We start from the raw sequence: 19,545 nt of genomic DNA, 5'->3' as shown, positions 1-19,545 counted from the left end.
ATCAAGCACTTCTAGTGTCCTCACCTTGGTTTCTTGCCACGAGCTCAACTTGAGAGCCGAGATTTTGGGTTAAGAAAGCGAGTTTCTCGGGTATTATCGAGAATGGTGCTCTGGGCGTGAGTGGAAACAGACTACCATGTTGCTAAGTTTAGCTGTGGTGGGAATCTCCAGGCCGGAAAAAAGATGAGCTATTGCCTCAATCCCCATTGCCAAAAGCCGCAGAATGCTGACTCAACCAATTTTTGTCTGGCGTGCGGCTCTAAATTGCTACTGAAAGAGCGTTACCGCGCCATTCAGCCTATCGGTGAAGGAACATTTGGCAGAACTTTTTTAGCTGTCGATGAAGATAGGTTGAAAACTCCCTGCGCCATCAAACAATTTTTCCCCCAAGTTCAAGAAAAAGCTGAATTAGAAAAGGCAACTGCACTGTTTAAACAAGAAGCTCACCGATTGCACGAACTCGGAGAGCACCCGCAGATTCCAAGTTTGCTGGCTTCTTTTGAACAAGCCAAACGTCTGTATCTTGTGGAAGAGTTAATCGAGGGAAATAATTTGTTTCAGGAGTTGCAGCAGCGGGGAGCTTTTAGCGAGGAACAGATTTGGGAATTGTTAATCAATTTGTTGCCTGTTTTGCAATTTGTTCACGAGCAGCAGGTGATTCATCGGGATATTAAGCCGGAAAATATTGTGCGGAGAACTCCCCAAACCTTGCGGGCTGCGGGATATCCCAGCTCGACTCCTGGTAAACGAAAAGGAGGGGCAAATTTACCTCAATCTTCTGCTGGTATGAAAGGGCTAATTGTCGCTGAATCTCCTGCTGTACAGGGGAAGGCCAGGGGGGGTCAGTTTGTGCTAGTAGATTTTGGAGTTGCTAAGCACATTACCGGCCTTTCTGAGGCGCAAACTGGGACGATAACTGGAACTGCAGGCTATGCGCCGATCGAACAAATTCGCAGTGGCAAGGCGTATCCGGCGAGCGACCTTTACAGTTTGGGCGTTACCTGCATTCACCTGCTAACTGGGGCGGTATTGAAGGATTTGTTCGATGCTTTGGAATGCCAATGGATTTGGCGATCGCACTTGGCGCAAAAAGGCATAAAAGTCAGCCAAAAATTAGCAACTATTTTGAATAAATTGCTCAAAGATTCGGTACGAGAGCGATATCAATCCGCTGCTGAAGTGTTGCAAGACTTGGTAAATTTTGGGCAATATCCCCGCTCTCAAATCAGTTATAATTCGCCCACCAAAATCGCTATTAATTCGCCAGTAACTAACTCGCAGCCAAATACAGCAACCGCCTTCTCTGCCGCGCCGCCCCAAAATATTAATGTTGCGCCATCCGCTCGCAATCCGACATTATTGTCTAATAACTGGCGGTGCGAGCGGATTCTCCAGGGTCATTCGGCCCCGGTTAATGCTGTGGTTATTAATCCTCAAGGTAATATTCTCGCGAGCGCCAGCGACGATAAAACAATTAAGCTGTGGAACCTGCAAACAGGTGAATTCATCCATACTTTTTTCGGCCATTCCGCAACGGTTGATGCTGTGGCAATCAGCTCAGACGGGAGAATGCTGGTTAGCGGCAGTTTTGACAGAAAAGTCATTGAGTGGAAGCTGGATAAAAAGGCGATGATTCGCGAATTTTATAGCGATTTTGGTTCGCCGTACAGCCACCGCTACGGCTCCGTGTACTCGGTGGCTTTTAGTTGCGACTCGGGAGCGATTGCGAGTGCTAGCGGCGACCAGAGTATTAAATTGTGGAACCAGCGCAATGGAGAATTGGTTCAAAAACTTTCGGGACATTCTGACAAGGTTTTATCTGTTAGTTTTCGCCCTCAAAGTATGATGCTTGCCAGCGGCAGTGCTGACACAACTATCAAGATGTGGCTTGTAGGTATTGGGGAGAGTGTACGGACTTTTGTCGGTCATTCAGATTGGGTTTATGCGATCGCATTTAGTCAAGATGGAAAGACGATTGTCAGTGGAAGTGCCGATGCTACTATTAAATTGTGGAATGCCGATACAGGGGAATTAATTAATACTTTGATCGGGCATTCAGATGCGGTAATTTCGGTGGCGATTAGTCCAGATCGCGAAACTATGGCTAGCGGCAGTCGAGACGGTACGGTTAAACTCTGGAACCTGGAAACAGGAGAATGTTTGTGCTCTCTTGCTGGGTGCAATCCGGTGGCTTTTAGTCCTGACGGTCAAACTTTAGTCACCGGTGGGGATGGCGGCGAAGTGCTAATTTGGCGGGCGTCTGTTTAGTTGGGCGAGATAATTGACATACTTGTGAAGGCGATCGGTGTTAGTGTCAAGTAAACGACTGGCCCAAGAATGTACATTAAGTTGCGATCGCATTTCTCGAAACACCGCAGCATCCCCGCGATTGCCTAGAGGAAAAACCCAAGCATCAAATCCAGCCGACTTAAGACGGCTAACAGTTCCCTCGCCATCTTGCACCCACAATTGAGGGTTAATGCGAACGGGTTGACAGGAATATTCACCGACAACAATTCCTCCCACAGAAACGCTAGCACCTTCTCCACGATTGGAAAGTTCTTGTAAAATAGCTTTGAGGGAATTGAGTTTTTTGCCGTCTTGTACTTGCTGCGGTGTCAGCTTGACAATCACCATTTCTAAAACTTCCACAGGTTTTGTCGATCGTACAATGTTGACCGGTTGCGCCGCCCAAGAATTTTGTGTTTCCGGTTGCGCCGCCCAAGAGTTTTGTGTTTCCGGTTCCGTCGCCCAAGAGTTTTGTGTTTCCGGTTGAACCCTCTCGATTTCCTCTGCAACCTGTACTGTTTCAACCGGCTTTGCAGTGTCTACAATTATCTGAATTTCCTCCCCATCTTTCTCAATTTTTCCACTAATCTGTAAAATAGCATTCTCTACAATGTAAGGCTTCACTTGTTCGTAAGCCTTGGGGAACACAACAGCTTTTATTTGATGTGTCAAATCTTCTAATTGCAAAATTGCCATGGCATCGCCTTTTTTTGTCACTACCATTTTGATAGCGTTGAGCATGACAATAACTGATACTTTACCCTTTTTATCTGCTAGCTGTTCGAGAGTCACCACATCGGGATCTGGGTTTACTTGCATGAGAAATTTCAGGGGATGTTCTGATACATAAAACCCAAGTAATTCTTTTTCTAAACGCAATTTCTCCTGTTTGTCATAATCTTGTACCAATTTAGATTTAGGTGCAGACTCATAGGTATTGACAGACTTACCAAAGCTATTCGTACCTAACAAGTCAAAGAGATTACCTTGCCCGCTTTCTCTATCTCTTTTGCGCTCTTGCGCCCATTTCATCACTCCTTCGAGGTCGTTTACTAATTGCTTGCGGTTGTTTTCAATTTTGTCAAAAGCACCGCATTGAATTAAAGCTTCTAAAGCGCGGCGGTTGACAGAATGGAGATTTACGCGATCGCACAAATCAGCCAGCGATTTAAACTTACCCCCTTCCTGTCTCGCTGCCAAAATATTTTCAATTGCCGCTTCTCCCACATTTTTAACAGCAGAAATCCCAAACAAAATTTTATCTTTTGCAGAGCCAGTCATCAGTTTGGGAAGCGGTGTAAAAGTAAGTTCCGAGCTATTAACATCTGGCGGCTCAACCTCAATACCCAGCTTGAGACAATTGGCAATATATTTCTGTACTTTATCCTGATCGCCCCTGTTAGCAGTCAGAAGTGCAGCCATGTATTCTAGAGGATAATTCGCCTTTAAATAGGCAGTTTGATAAGTGATATAGGCATAAGCCATTGAATGGGATTTATTAAAACAGTATTCAGCGAATTGCAGCATCTGGGCGAACAGTTTCTCAGCAATCCTTTGACTGACTCCATTCTTAGTTGCGCCGTCGATAAACGTTTCTTTTTGCTTCTGCATTTCATCAGCTTTCTTCTTGCCCATTGCACGCCGCAGCAAGTCAGCTTGCCCCAAAGAATAGCCGGCCAAATCTTGAGCCATCCGCATAATTTGCTCTTGAAAGCAAAGCGTTCCGTAAGTCTCTTTTAAAATCGGTTCTAATAGCGGATGATCGTACTCAACTGTTTTACCGTGCTTGCAGTCAATAAACTGAGGAATCAAACCTGCATCCAGCGGCCCAGGTCGGTAAAGTGCCAAAATAGAAGAAATATCATCCAGACAGGAAGGTTTGAGTTTTTTCACTACATCCAGCATTCCAGAGGATTCTAACTGAAAAATACCTTCTAAATCTCCTCTTTCTAAAAGTCTATAAGTTTTATCTACATCATTTGGTAACTTTTTGATTCGGGTAAAAGTCTCTTGAGCTCTGCGCTCTATATCAGAAGGTAGCATTTCTGGATCTACAATTAGATTTTGGGTGTGCTTAATATAATCAACTGTTTTCTGGAGCGTTGTTAAATTTTTCAAGCCCAAAAAGTCCATTTTCAGCAGCCCCAAAAATTCCAAATCTTCCATGAAATATTGGGTAATTACAGCACCCTCATTATTCTTTTGCAGCGGTACAAGTTCATCCAACGGCTCTGAAGAAATTACCACACCTGCTGCGTGAACGCCATAGGTTTTGTTCGTTCCTTCAATGCGAATTGCCATGTCAATCCACTGACGCACAGGGACTTCTGTCCCTGTTTCTTCATTGATGCAAATTGTATTTTCATAGTTGTCTTTAAATTCCTGGGCAGGTGTGTCCTCGGAAATCATCACCTTAAGCTTTTCCGGTTTTCCCCGGGACACGGGAATTAATTTTGCCATTTCGTCGGCTTTTTTGTAGGGAATACCTAACACCCTGCCAACATCCTTCAATACAGCTTTTGATGTCATTCTATTGAAAGTAATAATTTGCGCTACGCGGTCGCTACCATATTTTTCAGTAACGTATTTAATCATGTCATCCCGCCTTTCTATGCAGAAATCGCTATCAATATCTGGCATAGATTTGCGTTCGGGATTGAGAAATCGCTCGAATAGTAGTCCGTGGTGTACGGGGTCTATATTGGTGATTTTGAGGACATAGGCAACTAGAGAACCTGCGGCAGAACCGCGTCCTGGCCCTACTGGAATATCGTTGTCTCTCGCATATTTTATGTAGTCCCAAACTACTAAAAAGTATTCCGAAAATCCCATCTGCTGAAGCATTTTCAGTTCGTATTCTAGTCTTTGTTTGTAGACGGCGGGGATTTCATTTCTGGTGCGGGCTTTGAGGCGTTCTAAGAGTCCCTGCCAGGATATTTCTTCTACATAAGTATCGGCTGTATGTTCTGGGGGAATTGGAATTGTGGGAATTCGAGCTTCTCCTGTGAGCTCGTATCTCGATACTTTATTTGCGACCTCTAGAGTATTTTCGATCGCCTCTTTGATTGTTTCATCATCCAAATGGTCTCGAAACAGTTGCGCCATCTCGTCTGCGGACTTCAAATATTCGGTGCCGCTGTAGCGCATCCGCTTGTCTTCTTCAATCAGTTTGTTGGTGTTAATGCACAGCAAAGCATCGTGTGCTTCTACGTCGTTGCAGGAAATATAGTGAGAATCATTGGTGGCAATTATTTTAATCTTGAGTTCACGGGCAATTTTAACGATTTCAACATTAACAATCCGATCTTCCGGGGAACCGTGGTCTTGAATTTCTATATAGTAATCTTCCCCAAATACTTCTTTATACCATGTGGCTACTTCGCGGGCAGTATCTAGCTTGTTTTGGAGAATCATTTGGGGAACTTCCCCGCCCAAGCAAGCACTGGTGACAATTAAACCTTCGGAGTATTGTTTTAGCAGTTCCTTGTTGATGCAAGGTCGGGCAAAAATACCTCTTTCAGGCATTCCCTTTAAGTGGGAAATTGTGGTTAGTTTGACGAGGTTTTTATAACCTTGGGTATTTTTAGCTAAAACAACTTGGTGGTATTTTCTTCTACCTCGAACTTTTACTTCAATGTCGCCGTTGACGACATACATTTCATTGCCAATAATCGGCTTGATATTTTTATTTCGGCAAACTTTGATTAGCTCGATCGCGCCGTACATCACCCCGTGGTCTGTAAGGGCGATCGCGGGCATCCCCAATTCCACCGCCCGTTCTGCGAGCTGTTGTAGCTGAGAAGCCCCATCTAGTAAGCTATAATCGCTGTGAATGTGCAAACCAACGAAGGACATAGGGATTTAAAATATAAGATTTGAGAATTTAGATTTTACACCATCGGCGTGTCAAAGCGTAAAATAAAAAACAAAGCTTTATATCACTCTTGAGCTGGTTTGTGCTGGGGCTTCTAAAAGTGCAAAAGATGAGGTTGTCGCGGTATTGATGATTGAATGGGTAAATTATTCTCGATCGCGATCGAACTTTTACAAATTTGCTTGTTTCAAATAACCTTCCAAATCTTTAATCCGTTCTTGCGTCACTCTGGCCCTGCAATAACCGTAGGTAGAAGCAGCCAAACTACCGCCTTCAAACTGCCCTTTTGCATAATCACAATTTTCATCTCGAAATTTGATCCAAGTACGCTGGGCCAGCGTCAATCTCTGCTTTTGTCTACTGCTGATTTTTGCTTGCAGTTGCTGATAGACTTGATTGAGCTTTTTGTCCGCAGCCTCAAACTCTTGACTAGAACACATATTCATGTCTAGCGTGGTTTGAGGATTTTTGCAGTTAGGCTGTTGGGCGACTTGCAGGGGAATGTTGCTGGCTTTGCTGGGAAGCAAAAATCCGGCTGTCAACAAAAGCAAAATCGCCGCAAATTTTACCAAAATAGGGCTATTTTTCACTTCGTTTCTCCTTTTTTTAATCTTTAATTTTCTCTGCTGGCTGAGCCGATCGCCAAATCCACCAAGCCGCCGCCCATAGAGTAAAATTGCCGATGAGAGTCATCGCCGCTTGCAGGGTAACAATCCATTCTAGGGCTGGGGAGTTGTCAAAATAGTGCCATGTACAGGCACACATAGCGCTGACGAGAGCGGGCAGCATTGCGGCGGAAAGGGCCCACCAAGCTCGGTTTTGAGTGACTTCGCCGTAAGTCCAAATTAACCAGATGGCGGCAATCCACTCGACGACGCTAGAGACGTGAATAATCCAGGTGGGAATTGACAAAGCGTGCATTTTTTGTATGGTGAACGAAGATGAAAGATTTATCGATAACGAAGATGAAAAATTTATCTATCGGGACTTACGAAACTGTCATATAAAGTATGATGCGTCATACAATTTTAGATTAGCGATTTGAGATTTTATTAGATTTTCGATTTGAGCTGACTGATGACGTAAAGCCTTGAAGCTTGCTGAGAGTAGCATTTTTTTGGTAGTAGGATCAAATCTCAAATATCAAAAAAATCTAAAATCTCAAATCTAAAATAGTTAGATTCCCCATCACAAACCAAGAAAAGAGTAGAAATGCGAGCAATTTTGTGCGGCTATTACGGTAAAGGCAACGGCGGCGACGAGGCGCTGTTGGCATCGCTACTGCAAATGTTACCAGATGGGGTGACGCCGATCGTCCTGTCTGGCAATCCTGTCGAGACAAATCAGCGGTACGGGGTAGCTGCGCGCGATCGCATGAATGCGTTCCAAGTTCTCGAAGCACTCCGCACATCCGACGCGCTAATCTGGGGCGGCGGTAGTTTAATCCAAGACGCTACTAGCATTGCGAGCCCTTTTTATTATGGGGGTTTGATGGGATTAGCGCAGCGGATGGGCTTAAAAACAGTTGCCTGGGCCCAAGGAATTGGGCCTTTGAAGCGCGAAATGACTCGCAAGTTATCTCAGCGCTGTTTTGCTGGATGCACCGCCGTCAGCGTGCGCGATAAAGGTTCAGCTACTTTACTTGCAGATTGGAAAATTCCCTTTACTTTAGCGCCCGATCCCGTGTGGGCTTTGGAGAATTCTCCCGTGTCGGGTTTGTGGGATTTACCTGCGCCCAGAGTTGCTGTTTGTTTGCGTTCTCATTCTACACTAACTACTGCCCGTTTGTCAATCTTAACTCAAGCTTTAGTTGACTTTCAAAAAGCAACTCGCACCTTAATTTTGCTGCTGCCTTTTCAAGCGTCTCACGACTTAGAAATTGCGAAACATTTGCACGAAGCCCTGCCCAAAACGAGCCGCATCCTCAGTTTAGACGATCCGAGAAAATTAAAAGGAGTGTTCCGGGGAGTCGAAATGGCGATCGGGATGCGCTACCACAGTTTAATTATGGCAGCATCCGAAGAATGCCGCTGTTTTGCCCTCAGCTACGATCCGAAAGTAAGCCAGTTAATGGAAGAGCTAGAAATGCCAGGATACTTATTATCAGAATTGCCAGACGATCCTTATTTAATTAGCAAAACCTGGATGGAACACTATGCTAACGGCGACGCCTTATCGCCAGACAGGATAAAATTTATAGTAGAGCGATCGCTCTTTCATAGCGAAGTATTGCGAGCCGCGCTCCAGTAATCTCATCCAGAGGTGAAATACAATGACAGCCAGTACAGCCGACTTAAAAATTACCTGGGAAAAATTGCCAGACGATTTTATTTTAGACGAGGAACCTGTGGAAAATATGGACCAGCCCTTGCTCGCTGCAGCCTTGCGAGAAATCTTAGAAATCGCGGGGCTAATAGAAGCAGGAATATTAATTGCCCCAAATATGGGCATTTGTGCCACAGTAGATAGCAAGCTAGTTATCAAAGCTCCAGATTGGTTTTATGCCCGCAACGTCCAGCCGCTTTCTAGTCAAGAAATTCGCCGCAGTTACACTCCCAACTTAGAAGGGGAAATTCCGGCGATCGTCATGGAATTTTTGTCAGCTAGTCCCAACGATGAATATTCAATAAAACCAACGTATCCGCCGGGAAAATGGTTTTTTTACGAGCAAGTATTGGGAGTGCCAATCTATGCACTTTTTGAACCTGCCGCCGGACTTCTAGAAGTCTATCAGTTGAATTCATCAGAAAGATATCAAGTACAGCAGCCGGATTCAAACAATCGTTATTGGATTGAAGGAGTTGGGTTATTTCTAGGTGTTTGGCAGGGAACCAAGGCCGAAAGAACCGGATATTGGTTGCGGTGGTGGGATGAGAGCGGAGAGATGTTATTGTGGGGAGCAGAAATGGTAGAAAGGGAACGGCAGCAAAGGGATATCGCTCAACAGCAAGCCGAACAAGAACGAGAACGATCGGAAAGATTAGCCGCGCAATTAAGAGCAGCAGGCATTGAACCAGAAGCCTAATGCAATAATGAGCAATTAAAACTTGGCGATAAACAATTTTTAATTGCTCATTAACTAAAAAGTATTAGACAACATCGCAAAAATCAATATTTATCTGCGTAAATCCACGTTCATCTGCCCTAATCAGCGGTTAAAAAATACATTCAGGAGACAGCAAAATTGGCAAGAGTAAGAGTGCGGGAACACGTCAATCCCCTATCAATTAGATATCAAGCATCTGCAAGTCCCCCGGATTGGACTAAAATCTATGCCGACTTAAATTTACCGCTGCATTTAGATATCGGCTGCGGCAGAGGACGGTTTTTGTGGCACATGGCCCAAATCCAAACAGACTGGAATTTTCTAGGATTAGAAATTCGGGAACCTCTGGTAGAGGAGGCGAATCTTTGGCGAGACGAAAAAGGCTTGACAAATTTGCACTATTTGTTTTGCAATGCCAATAGTTCCCTGAAACCAATTTTAGAAACTTTACCCGCAGGTATTTTGCAGCGAGTTAGCATTCAATTTCCCGATCCGTGGTTCAAGAAAAAGCACCACAAACGCCGGGTGGTGCAGCAGGAATTAGTTAATGAATTGGCAACTTATCTGGCAATTGGCGGCGAAGTTTTTATACAGTCAGATATTGAGGAAGTAGAAAGAGAAATGTGCGATCGCTTTTCATCTCACCCTAGTTTTAAATGTCAAAACGGCGACCACTGGCTAGCAGAAAATCCCCTACCTGTTGCTACAGAAAGAGAAATTGCTACTCTGAAACGCGGTGAACCAGTTTATCGAGCACTGTATCAAAAATAATGCTCGCTTGTGCAAACTCGCCTTGGTAATAAATGTTATAACTTACATCTTGCACCTTTGTTAGGAACAGGCAAGATGCCTGTTCCACAAAACTTAATTTTCTTGTGCAACGGGCATCTTGCCCGTTAATAAAAGAATTATTTCTAACTTAAACCCAAGACGGCAGCCACATCCGAATTTTCCATTCTATTTGCGACAAAGGCAGTCCCAAATAGATAGGCATCCAGAAAATAAAAGCACCCAAAACCATAAAAATAATTGTTACCCCCATCCCTCGGAGTCGAGTTTGAGGGCTGTGCAGCCACCTGTCAACCCACCAAGCAAGTGCTAAGGCTGCAAACACAGAACAGCCCATATAATGGTACAAAAATATGCAGCGAGTCACCTTCACCCACGGCAGCAAATTAGCCACCCAATTAACTATTAAATATAACCCCAGCCACATTTCAGCAGTCGGCGGAAACAAAATCGGTCGCTGCTGTTCTATCGTGTCAACAGAAGCCTCGCTGCGCGTTTGCAGCCACACCAAAATCCGGTGAACTAAAACTCCTATTACTAGCAGTAAAGCTAAGGTTGACAGCCACCAAAGCAAGGGGTTTCCCATTGCGTGAACGTCAAAAATTGCCTGAGTTGCACCTTCAGGTAAAGGCGGCAACTCCGGATCTGGTTGGGCATTGCTGCTAGCCATTTTGTAGAAGTAAACTATGGGGCGCAGCATCAAAGGCCAACTGTACCATGTGGAACAGTAAGGATGTACATCTGGGCCGCTTTTAATCCGCTGGTGATAAGTCAAAATTTCCGTTTGCATCTGCCAGAAATTGGGAGTTGGATTAAAGTGCAGGTGAGGAATCCAAGAGATGCTGTAAACTAGAATAGGAATAATAGCTAGACTTAAGCAGAGTTCTAGAAAATTGAGTTTAGTCAGTTTTTGTACGGGACTTTCGGCAGGAATTAGAGGTGAATCTACCTCGCGGCTTTGTTCTTCATTTCCTCTGTTACCCTGGATAAAACGCACTGCCCAAGCACAGATTAAACTTAGATAAGTACCGAAAAGAAACCACAATCCGTTCCATTTGATAGCAGCAGATGCGCCGAAACCTATTCCGGCGAGTACGAGCAAAATCCAGCGCTTTTTACCTTTGGCTTCTACGGATTTTAAAATAAATAACTGACCTAAAATCCCAAATAAAACTAGATAAATGTTGTTCAGCGCGTAGCGAGACTCCACTAAAAACAAACCGTCGCAGGCGATAAATAAAGCAGCAATAAAAGCAAAGGTGCGGCGCCGAACTAGCTGATAAGCTAGTGCTCCCACAACTAGGGGAATAAAGGAACCTGTGAGAGCATTCAGGCAGCGGTAATCCCAAGGGGAAAGCAGGGAGCCAGCCCTAGTGTTGACGGCTGTTTGTCCGAAAGGAAGGTGAGTGCCGATCCAAATGCCGATCGCAATTATGTACTGGCTCAGAGGCGGGTGAGCGTTGAAAAAGGGAGTTTTTGTGAGATAATTGTTGGCAAATTTAGCGTAGTAAACTTCGTCAAATACTAAGGTATTAAATCGCTCCAGTTCCCAAAATCGCAGAATTAAGGAAAATAGGAACACAGCGAACATTCCTAAGCAAAAAACTAAAGTAGATCTGTTGAATTGTTTTTTGTTGATTTTCATAAAACAGCAGCAAATAGTAAATGCTAGATTTGAGGGCGATCGCTAATTTAAAATTCCTGAGTTGAGACTAACGTAAAATAGGACTTGTGCCGAAACCTAATTTTTTAGGAGAAACCAGGTTTTTTGGAACAACTCGGTTTCTTAAACCCGGTTTCTAATAATCCTTGGAGAGTGCAGCGAGAACGAGGAGGGACTATTGTTTCACCAAATGCTCCCGATCTAATTGGCAAGCAGGAAGGAAAAGGGTGCATCACAAGGTGCGATAGATTATGATAGCAGCTAATCATGTCTTTTTTGAGCGAGTGCTTATGAATCCCATACTTTCGATTTGGGGGCGTTGGGGCTTAGCTGTAGGTGCGACTATCCTGATGGGATCTGCAGCCGCGCCAAATTCCCAGACATTTGAAAGTTTTGCTGATTTCTGTACCAACAAAGAGAATTTGACCCCTGAAACCAGGCATACGGTGGAGGTGTTGCTATCAAAAGCAAAAACACAAGAGTGCGATCGCGCTCAAAAAGCACTGACTAATCTCACAGAACTTTCCCTAATTCGCAATCAAATAGTCGATATCAAACCATTATCAAAATTCACCAATCTGAGAAAGCTCAACCTCAGTTTAAATAAAATAACAGATGTGCAACCTTTATCGGGACTGACTAATCTGAGATTTCTCGTCCTCAATTTCAATCAAATCTCAGACGTGAAACCATTATCGGGACTGACTAATTTGACAGAGCTTTTCCTCGAAGCCAATCAAATCGTAGATGTAAAACCTTTAGCTGGATTGACTAATATAACAGGGCTGTCCCTCGCATCAAATCAAATTGTAGATGTGACACCTTTATCGAGAATGACTGAGTTAAATTTTCTTTATTTGAGTGGGAATAAAATCGCCGATGTAAAACCATTATCGGGATTGACAAATCTGATACTGCTTTTTCTCGCATCAAATCAAATCGCAGATGTCAAACCTTTAGCGGGATTGACAAATCTGACCGCCCTAGACCTCAGTAGAAATCAAATCGCAGATGCCAAACCTTTAGCGGGATTGGTAAATCTGACAACCCTCGATCTCAGTAGAAATCAAATCCCGGATGGGGAAGCCGAGCGATTAATACAGAAAAACAAAGAACTATTAAATCTAAAAACAGATGAAGCCGAGCGATTGGTTCAGGAAGCTAGGCGACTATTCGATCGCGAAACAGCAGCATCTTATCAGGAGGCATTGCAAAAATTTGATGCAGCGCGTTCGCTTTATCAAATGCTTAGAAATAGGGAGAAGGAAGCTTACACGCTGCATCAAATGGGCTTCATTACTAATAGATTAGGAGACAGACAGCAAGCCCTGAACTACTACAAGCAAGCCCTTTCTTGGAATCAGACTGTAGCCGATCGCCCTAAACAAGCCGTCATCCTCAACAACATTGGCGCCGTCTACTATGCTTTGGGAGAGAAACAGCAAGCCATCGACTACTATAACCAAGTCCTTTCCTTAATTCGGGAAATGGGCGATCGCCCTGAAGCAAGTATCAACCTCAGCAACATCTCGAACATACCCGCAAACAGCGACACATCTTTGGGCGATCGCACTGCGGAAGCCACCACACTCAACAACATCGGCTTAGCCTACAACGATTTGGGAGAAAAACAGAAAGCAAAAGAGTATTTCAACCAAGCCCTTCCCTTATTCCGCGCTATGGGCGATCGGGCTAAGGAAGCAACTACCCTTACCAATATTGGCTTAGTCTATTCAGATTTGGGAGAAAAACAAACAGCCCTCGACTACTACAAACAAGCCCTCGATTTGAGACAAAAAGCGGGCGATCGGCGGGGAGAAGCCCTTACCCTCAACAATACAGGTACTACTTACTCAGAATTGGGAAAACAGCAGGAAGCAGAAGAATATTTCAAACAAGCCCTGCCGCTGTTTCGCGCTGTGGGCGATCGTCCTGGGGAAGCTCTAACCCTCTACAATATGGCTAATATCAAAGGCGATCGAGGCAATTTAATCGCAGCCCTCACTGACATTGAAACCTCCATCAAAATCATCGAAAACCTCCGCACCAAAATTACCAACCACGAGCTCCGCATATCATACTTTGCCACGGTACAAGACTATTACCAGTTCTACATTGACCTGTTAATGGAACTGCACAAAACCAATCCCAAATCTGGTTACGATCGCAAAGCCTTTCAAGCTAGCGAAAGTTCCCGCGCCCGCAGCCTCCTCGAACTTCTTCAAGAAGCAAACGCCGATATTCGCCAAGGTGTCGCCCCGGAATTGTTGCAGCAAGAACGCAATTTACAACAGCAACTCGATGCCTTAGAAACACGCCGAATCGAAACTCTAAGCCGCCCCAATCATACCCCCGCAGAAAAAGTAGAATTAGACCAAAAACTGCAAACTTTACTAGGACAATATCAGGACATTCAAGCCCAAATCCGCTCCACCAGTCCCCGGTACGCCGCCCTCACCCAACCGCAACCTTTAACCCTGGCCCAGATTCAACAACAAATCCTCGATGATCAGACAATTTTACTCCAGTATTCTCTAGGGAAAGAACGCAGCTATCTGTGGGGTGTGACTAAAACCAGTATCACCAGTTATGAATTGCCAAAACAGGTTGACATCGAAAAAGCCGCCCGCAATTTCCGCGATGCTGTGACTAACCCGCGCTACCGAAACATTGCCGATCGAGTTGCTGAAGCTAACAACGCGCTCAGTCAAATTATTTTACAGCCTGTAGCAGCACAACTCGGTCAAAGACGCCTGCTGATAGTTGGCGATGGCATTCTCAATTACCTCCCCTTTGCCGCCCTCTCACTCCCCGAAAGACCCGGTAGAAATCCGAATCCGCCTTTAATTGTAGACCATGAAATTGTGCTGCTGCCTTCAGCCTCCACCTTGGGAATCTTAAGACAAAACTACAATGACAGACAACCCCCAACTCGGACTTTAGCAATGCTCGCAGATCCAGTTTTTAGCCCGGAAGATGAACGAGTCAGAACCCAGTCTAATAGCGGCAATCCCCAAGCAATAGAATCAGTAAATCTCGGTTTAAGCCACTCTAGCCGCGCCAATAACTTACAGTTGAGCCGTTTAAAATTTACTCGCCAAGAAGCTCAAATCATTCAAGCGTTAGTACCAGCTAATTCTCGCACCGAATCTTTGGATTTTGAAGCCAGCCGCGCCGCAGCAACCAGTCAGAACTTAAGCCAATATAAAATTATTCATTTTGCCACTCACGGTTTAGCAAATAGCACTAACCCGGAACTATCGGGAATCATCTTGTCACTGGTAGATGACAAGGGCAATCCTTTAAACGGATTCCTACGACTTACTGATATTTTCAATCTCAAATTAGCAGCAGATTTAGTAGTGTTAAGTGCCTGTCAAACCGGAATGGGGCCGATCGTTCAAGGCGAGGGGATGGTAGGATTGACACGGGGATTTATGTATGCAGGGGCTCAGCGAGTGGTGGTGAGTTTGTGGAGTGTGGACGATGAAGGAACGGCTACGTTAATGTCGAGTTTCTATCAGGGAATGCTGCAAAAAGGATTAACGCCAGCGGCGGCATTGAGGGCGGCACAACTGGAAATGTGGAAACAGGAAGAGTGGCGTTCTCCTTATTATTGGGCGGCTTTTACGCTTCAGGGGGAATGGCGATAAATTTTATGAAAAACCGTTATGATATCAAGTCCGATTAATTGCTGATAAAACCTATACGGGCATCGGGCATCGGGCTTGCCATGAACAACAGCCAAAAGTCAACATTCTTCCTTCTTCCTTCTTCCTTCTTCTACTAAAGTGTTAAATCGCTCTAGTTCCCAAAATCGGAGTGTTAAGGAAAAGAGGAACACACCGAGCATTCTCAGGGCAAAAACAAACATTGATTTGTGGGATTGTTTTTTGTTGGCGTTCATAAAAAATCAAAAAATAGTAGATGCTAGGTTTGGGAGCGATCGCTAATTTAAAAATACTGAGTAGAGAATAGCGTAAAAATTACAATTATGACTTTTAATCTTCGCGGAGGCAAATCCGATGCGGTCGATCGCCCTTGGAGGGTGTGGCACTACGTGCAGCGGCGGAATTTCACAATATGCTCCCGATGTAACCGGCACGCAGTCCGGGAAATCGCACCTGATAAGCTGCGATCGACTATGATACCGGTTAACAAGGTCTTCTTTGAGCAGGTATTTATGAATATCACACTTTGGGTTTGGGGGCGTTACGGACTCGCTGTAAGTGCTCTGATTTTGCTAGGAGTCCCGGCGGTAGCTGCACCCAGTGCGATAAAAATTAGTCAAGGGGTATCGCAGCAGTCCGAGGGCAATCCTGCGGCGGCTGCTGCTGAAAGAGCTTTGAAAGAAGCGGATCAAGTTTACCAGGAGGGGACGGCGGAATCTTTAAGAAAAGCACTCGCCAAATATGAAGAAGCGTTAAAGCTGTTTCGGGCCGGGGGCGGTCGCGCTGGGGAGGCTACCACCCTCCACAGCATCGGCAAAGTATACTCAGATTTGGGAGAAAAACAGAAAGCGCTAGAGTATTACAGCCAGTCCCTTCCCCTGAGTCGGGCAATAGGCGATCGTTCAGGGGAAGCTGTCACCCTCACCAACATCGGCAGAGTCTACTCAGTTTTAGGAGAAAAACAGAAAGCCCTGGACTATTACAATCAGTCCCTTTCTTTGAGCCGGGTAATAGGTGATCGCCAAAAAGAAGCCTACAACCTTCTAGGTATTGGCATGATCTACGCAGAATTTGGAGAACAGCAGAAAGCGCTAGAGTATTACAATCAGTCCTTTTTTTTGAGCCAGGAAATAGGCGATCGCCGTTGGCAAGCTTTCACCTTGATCGTCGTTGGCAATGTCTATTCAGGTTTGGGAGAAAAACAGAAAGCCCTAGATTATTACAACCAATCTCTTCCCCTCAGTCGAGAAATAGGCGAGCGCTCTGTTGAAGCCTTCGCCCTGATTTCTGCTGGTAGAGTCTACTCAGAATTGGGAGAGAAACAAACAGCCTTAGACTCTTACAACCAGTCCCTTAAATTGTTCCGGGCTATAGGTGAACGCGAACAAGAAGCTCGTACCCTTAACTACATAGGTATTGTCTATTCAGAAGTGGGAGAAAAACAGAAAGCCCTAGAGCATTACGGCCAGTCTCTTCCCATCAACCAAGCTGTGGGCGATCGCTCTGGGCAAGCTGTTACTCTAATCAGCATTGGCCATGTCTACTCAGAATTGGGAGACCAACAGAAAGCTTTAGAGTATTACAGCCAGTCCCTTCCAATTTTCCAGACTCTAGGCGATCGCTCCTCAGCAGCAACCACTCTCACCAGCATTGGCATTGCCTACTCAGAATTAGGAGACAAAGAGAAAGCCTTAGAATATTTTAACCAATCCCTTATCCTCAAGCGCATAGTAGGCGATCGCTCTGGAGAAGCTCGCACCCTCACTGGCATTGGTAACATATACGCAGAATTAGAAGACCAACAAAAAGCCCTAAACTATTACAATCAGTCTCTTTCTTTGAGCCGGGAAGCAAGCGATCGCCAAAGAGAAGCCTACAGCCTTATAGGTATCGGCAGGAGCTACGCAGAATTAGGAAACAAAGAGAAAGCATTAGAGTATTTCAATCAATCCCTTCCTCTGAGTCAAGCCACCCTCGATCGCTCCTTAGAAGCTCTTACCCTCTATAGTATTGCTACTATCAAACGTGACTATGGTAATCTTAACCAAGCTCTCACTGAGATTGAAGCCTCCCTCAAAATTATTGAAAGCCTCCGCACCAAAATTGCCAGCCCAGAACTCCGCACCTCATACTTTGCCACCGTACAAAACTATTACCAGTTCTACATTGATCTGTTAATGCAACTGCATAAAAGGCAACCCAAATCTGGTTATGATACCAAAGCCTTTGAAGCCAGCGAACGTTCCCGTGCCCGCAGTCTCCTCGAACTTCTGCAAGAAGCAAATGCCGATATTCGCCAAAGTGTCGCCCCTGAATTATTGCAGCGAGAACGCAGTGTGCAACAGCAACTCGATGCCCTTGAAAAACGGCGCGTCGAAGTTCTCAATCGCCCCAACTACACTCGCACCCAAGAAGCAGAATTAGAACAACAACGGCAAACTTTAATCGCACAATATCAGGACATTCAAACACAAATCCGCGCTACTAGCCCCCGGTACGCAGCCCTCACCCAACCGCAACCTTTAACCCTGGCCCAGATTCAACAACAAATCCTCGATGATCAGACAATTTTACTCCAGTATTCTCTAGGGAAAGATCGCAGCTATCTCTGGGCTGTCACCAAAACCAGCATCACCACTTATGAATTACCAAAAGCTGCCGACATCGAGACAAATGCCAGAAAATTCCGCGATGCTGTCACAGCTCCAAGTTCCCGAAACAGCCCCAATCAAATCGCCCAAGCCAACGATGCTATCAGTCAAATTATCTTACAGCCGGTTGCTGCCCAACTCGGTCAAAAGCGCCTGCTAATTGTTGGCGATGGCATTCTCAATTACCTCCCCTTTGCTGCCCTTTCCCTCCCCGGAAAATCAGGTGAAAATGGGAATCCGCCTTTAATAGTAGACCATGAAATCGTGCTGCTGCCTTCAGCTTCCACCTTGGGAATATTAAGACAAAACTACAGTGACAGACAACCTCCTACTCGGAGTTTAGCGATTATCGCCGATCCAGTTTTTAGCCCGGAAGATGAACGAGTCAAAAACCAGTCAACCGCCACCAATCTGCAAGCAATAGAATCAGTAAATCTGGGTTTAAGCCGCTCTGGTCGCGACAATAACTTAATGTTGAGCCGTTTAAAATTCACTCGCCAAGAAGCTCAAATCATTCAAGCGTTAGTACCAGCTAATTCTCGCACCGAATCTTTGGATTTTGAAGCCAGCCGCGCCGCAGCAACCAGTCAGAACTTAAGCCAATATAAAATCATTCATTTTGCCACTCACGGTTTAGCGAATAGCACTAACCCGGAACTATCGGGAATCATCTTGTCACTGATAGATGAAAAGGGCAACCCTTTAAACGGATTCCTGCGACTTACTGATATTTTCAATCTCAAATTAGCAGCAGATTTAGTAGTGTTAAGTGCCTGTCAAACCGGATTAGGGCAGAACATTCAAGGCGAGGGGATGGTAGGATTGACACGGGGATTTATGTATGCAGGGGCTCAGCGAGTGGTGGTGAGTTTGTGGAGTGTGGACGATGAAGGAACGGCTAAGTTAATGTCGAATTTCTATCAGGGAATGCTGCAAAAAGGGTTAACGCCAGCAGCGGCATTGAGGGCGGCGCAACTGGAAATGTTGAAGCAGGAAGAGTGGCGTTCTCCCTATTATTGGGCGGCTTTTACGCTTCAGGGGGAATGGCGATAAATTTTATGAAAAACCGTTATGATATCAAGTTTGATTAATTGCTGATAAAACCTATACGGGCATCGGGCATCGGGCTGGCCATGAACAACAGCCAAAAGTCAACATTCTTCCTTCTTCCTTCTTCCTTCTTCCTTCTTCTACTAAAGTGTTAAATCGCTCTAGTTCCCAAAATCGGAGTGTTAAGGAAAAGAGGAACACACCGAGCATTCCCAGGGCAAAAACAAACATTGATTTGTGGGATTGTTTTTTGTTGGCGTTCATAAAAAATCAAAAAATAGTAGAGGCTAGGTTTGGGAGCGATCGCTAATTTAAAAATACTGAGTAGAGAATAGCGTAAAAATTACAATTATGACTTTTAACCTTCGCGGAGGCAAATCCGATGCGGTCGATCGCGCTTGGAGAATGCGGCACTACCTGCAGCGGCGGGTGCGATCGCACAATATGCCCCCGACGCAATCGGCACGCAGGAAAGGAAAGCGCACCTGACAAGCTGCGATCGACTATGATAC

The 19,545-nt window shown here is 45.0% G+C and carries 11 protein-coding genes; 7 read left to right on the top strand and 4 right to left on the bottom strand.

Going from position 1 to position 19,545, the window contains the following annotated elements; all coding sequences use genetic code 11:
• Window positions 1-183 precede the first annotated feature (183 nt).
• The gene (locus QUB25_RS06845) at window positions 184-2,268 is read left to right on the top strand and encodes a serine/threonine-protein kinase (protein ID WP_333182488.1); all 2,085 of its coding nucleotides are present in this window, start codon (window positions 184-186) and stop codon (window positions 2,266-2,268) included.
• On the opposite strand, the gene QUB25_RS06840 is transcribed toward QUB25_RS06845, so the two are convergent.
• The 3 genes from QUB25_RS06840 to QUB25_RS06830 form a co-directional block, all read right to left on the bottom strand.
• The gene (locus QUB25_RS06840) at window positions 2,245-6,144 is read right to left on the bottom strand and encodes a DNA polymerase III subunit alpha (protein ID WP_333182487.1); all 3,900 of its coding nucleotides are present in this window, start codon (window positions 6,142-6,144) and stop codon (window positions 2,245-2,247) included. The two genes, QUB25_RS06845 and QUB25_RS06840, sit on opposite strands and share 24 nt — an antisense overlap.
• A gap of 189 nt (window positions 6,145-6,333) precedes the next feature.
• On the bottom strand, window positions 6,334-6,753 hold the full coding sequence (locus tag QUB25_RS06835) for a lysozyme inhibitor LprI family protein (RefSeq protein ID WP_333182486.1): 420 nt from the start codon (window positions 6,751-6,753) through the stop codon (window positions 6,334-6,336).
• A gap of 16 nt (window positions 6,754-6,769) precedes the next feature.
• Window positions 6,770-7,084, bottom strand: coding sequence for a DUF2499 domain-containing protein (locus QUB25_RS06830; protein ID WP_006632397.1), 315 nt, complete (start codon window positions 7,082-7,084; stop codon window positions 6,770-6,772).
• Between the two features lie 291 nt (window positions 7,085-7,375).
• Between QUB25_RS06830 and csaB the strand changes: the two genes are divergently transcribed.
• From csaB to trmB, 3 genes are all read left to right on the top strand, one after another.
• A complete protein-coding gene (csaB, locus tag QUB25_RS06825) occupies window positions 7,376-8,413 on the top strand; it encodes a polysaccharide pyruvyl transferase CsaB (protein WP_333182485.1) in 1,038 nt (345 codons plus the stop codon).
• Window positions 8,414-8,435: 22 nt separating this feature from the next.
• Window positions 8,436-9,188, top strand: a complete 753-nt coding sequence (locus tag QUB25_RS06820; protein ID WP_333182484.1) for a Uma2 family endonuclease — start codon at window positions 8,436-8,438, stop codon at window positions 9,186-9,188.
• A 159-nt stretch (window positions 9,189-9,347) separates the two neighbouring features.
• Window positions 9,348-9,980, top strand: coding sequence for a tRNA (guanosine(46)-N7)-methyltransferase TrmB (gene trmB / locus QUB25_RS06815; protein ID WP_333182483.1), 633 nt, complete (start codon window positions 9,348-9,350; stop codon window positions 9,978-9,980).
• 148 nt (window positions 9,981-10,128) lie between these two features.
• Here trmB and QUB25_RS06810 read toward each other — a convergent pair whose 3' ends face one another.
• Window positions 10,129-11,589: a dolichyl-phosphate-mannose--protein mannosyltransferase gene (locus QUB25_RS06810; RefSeq protein ID WP_445251934.1), complete on the bottom strand. Its 1,461-nt coding sequence runs from the start codon at window positions 11,587-11,589 to the stop codon at window positions 10,129-10,131.
• A 362-nt stretch (window positions 11,590-11,951) separates the two neighbouring features.
• Between QUB25_RS06810 and QUB25_RS06805 the strand changes: the two genes are divergently transcribed.
• From QUB25_RS06805 to QUB25_RS06795, 3 genes are all read left to right on the top strand, one after another.
• Window positions 11,952-15,314, top strand: a complete 3,363-nt coding sequence (locus QUB25_RS06805) for a CHAT domain-containing protein (protein ID WP_333182481.1) — start codon at window positions 11,952-11,954, stop codon at window positions 15,312-15,314.
• A 341-nt stretch (window positions 15,315-15,655) separates the two neighbouring features.
• Complete coding sequence (locus QUB25_RS06800) at window positions 15,656-19,036, top strand: tetratricopeptide repeat protein (protein ID WP_333182480.1); 3,381 nt, start codon at window positions 15,656-15,658, stop codon at window positions 19,034-19,036.
• Between the two features lie 348 nt (window positions 19,037-19,384).
• Window positions 19,385-19,522 carry a hypothetical protein gene (locus tag QUB25_RS06795; RefSeq protein WP_333182479.1) on the top strand — a complete coding sequence of 46 codons (138 nt, stop codon included), beginning with the start codon at window positions 19,385-19,387 and terminating at the stop codon, window positions 19,520-19,522.
• The last annotated feature ends 23 nt before the right edge of the window (window positions 19,523-19,545 follow it).

The sequence above is a fragment of the Microcoleus sp. B3-D7 genome (assembly GCF_036705305.1).
GTDB lineage: Bacteria > Cyanobacteriota > Cyanobacteriia > Cyanobacteriales > Microcoleaceae > Microcoleus.
This window is presented reverse-complemented; position numbering and strand designations above follow the sequence as displayed.

What these genes read in the sequence shown, in the direction of transcription:
- csaB (WP_333182485.1), top strand. Translation starts at nt 7,376, where the DNA reads ATGCGAGCAATTTTGTGCGGCTATTACGGTAAAGGCAACGGCGGCGAC.
- QUB25_RS06820 (WP_333182484.1), top strand. Translation starts at nt 8,436, where the DNA reads ATGACAGCCAGTACAGCCGACTTAAAAATTACCTGGGAAAAATTGCCA.
- QUB25_RS06810 (WP_445251934.1), bottom strand. Translation starts at nt 11,589, where the DNA reads ATGTTCGCTGTGTTCCTATTTTCCTTAATTCTGCGATTTTGGGAACTG.
- QUB25_RS06795 (WP_333182479.1), top strand. Translation starts at nt 19,385, where the DNA reads ATGACTTTTAACCTTCGCGGAGGCAAATCCGATGCGGTCGATCGCGCT.
- QUB25_RS06830 (WP_006632397.1), bottom strand. Translation starts at nt 7,084, where the DNA reads ATGCACGCTTTGTCAATTCCCACCTGGATTATTCACGTCTCTAGCGTC.
- QUB25_RS06845 (WP_333182488.1), top strand. Translation starts at nt 184, where the DNA reads ATGAGCTATTGCCTCAATCCCCATTGCCAAAAGCCGCAGAATGCTGAC.
- QUB25_RS06800 (WP_333182480.1), top strand. Translation starts at nt 15,656, where the DNA reads ATGACTTTTAATCTTCGCGGAGGCAAATCCGATGCGGTCGATCGCCCT.
- QUB25_RS06805 (WP_333182481.1), top strand. Translation starts at nt 11,952, where the DNA reads ATGAATCCCATACTTTCGATTTGGGGGCGTTGGGGCTTAGCTGTAGGT.
- QUB25_RS06840 (WP_333182487.1), bottom strand. Translation starts at nt 6,144, where the DNA reads ATGTCCTTCGTTGGTTTGCACATTCACAGCGATTATAGCTTACTAGAT.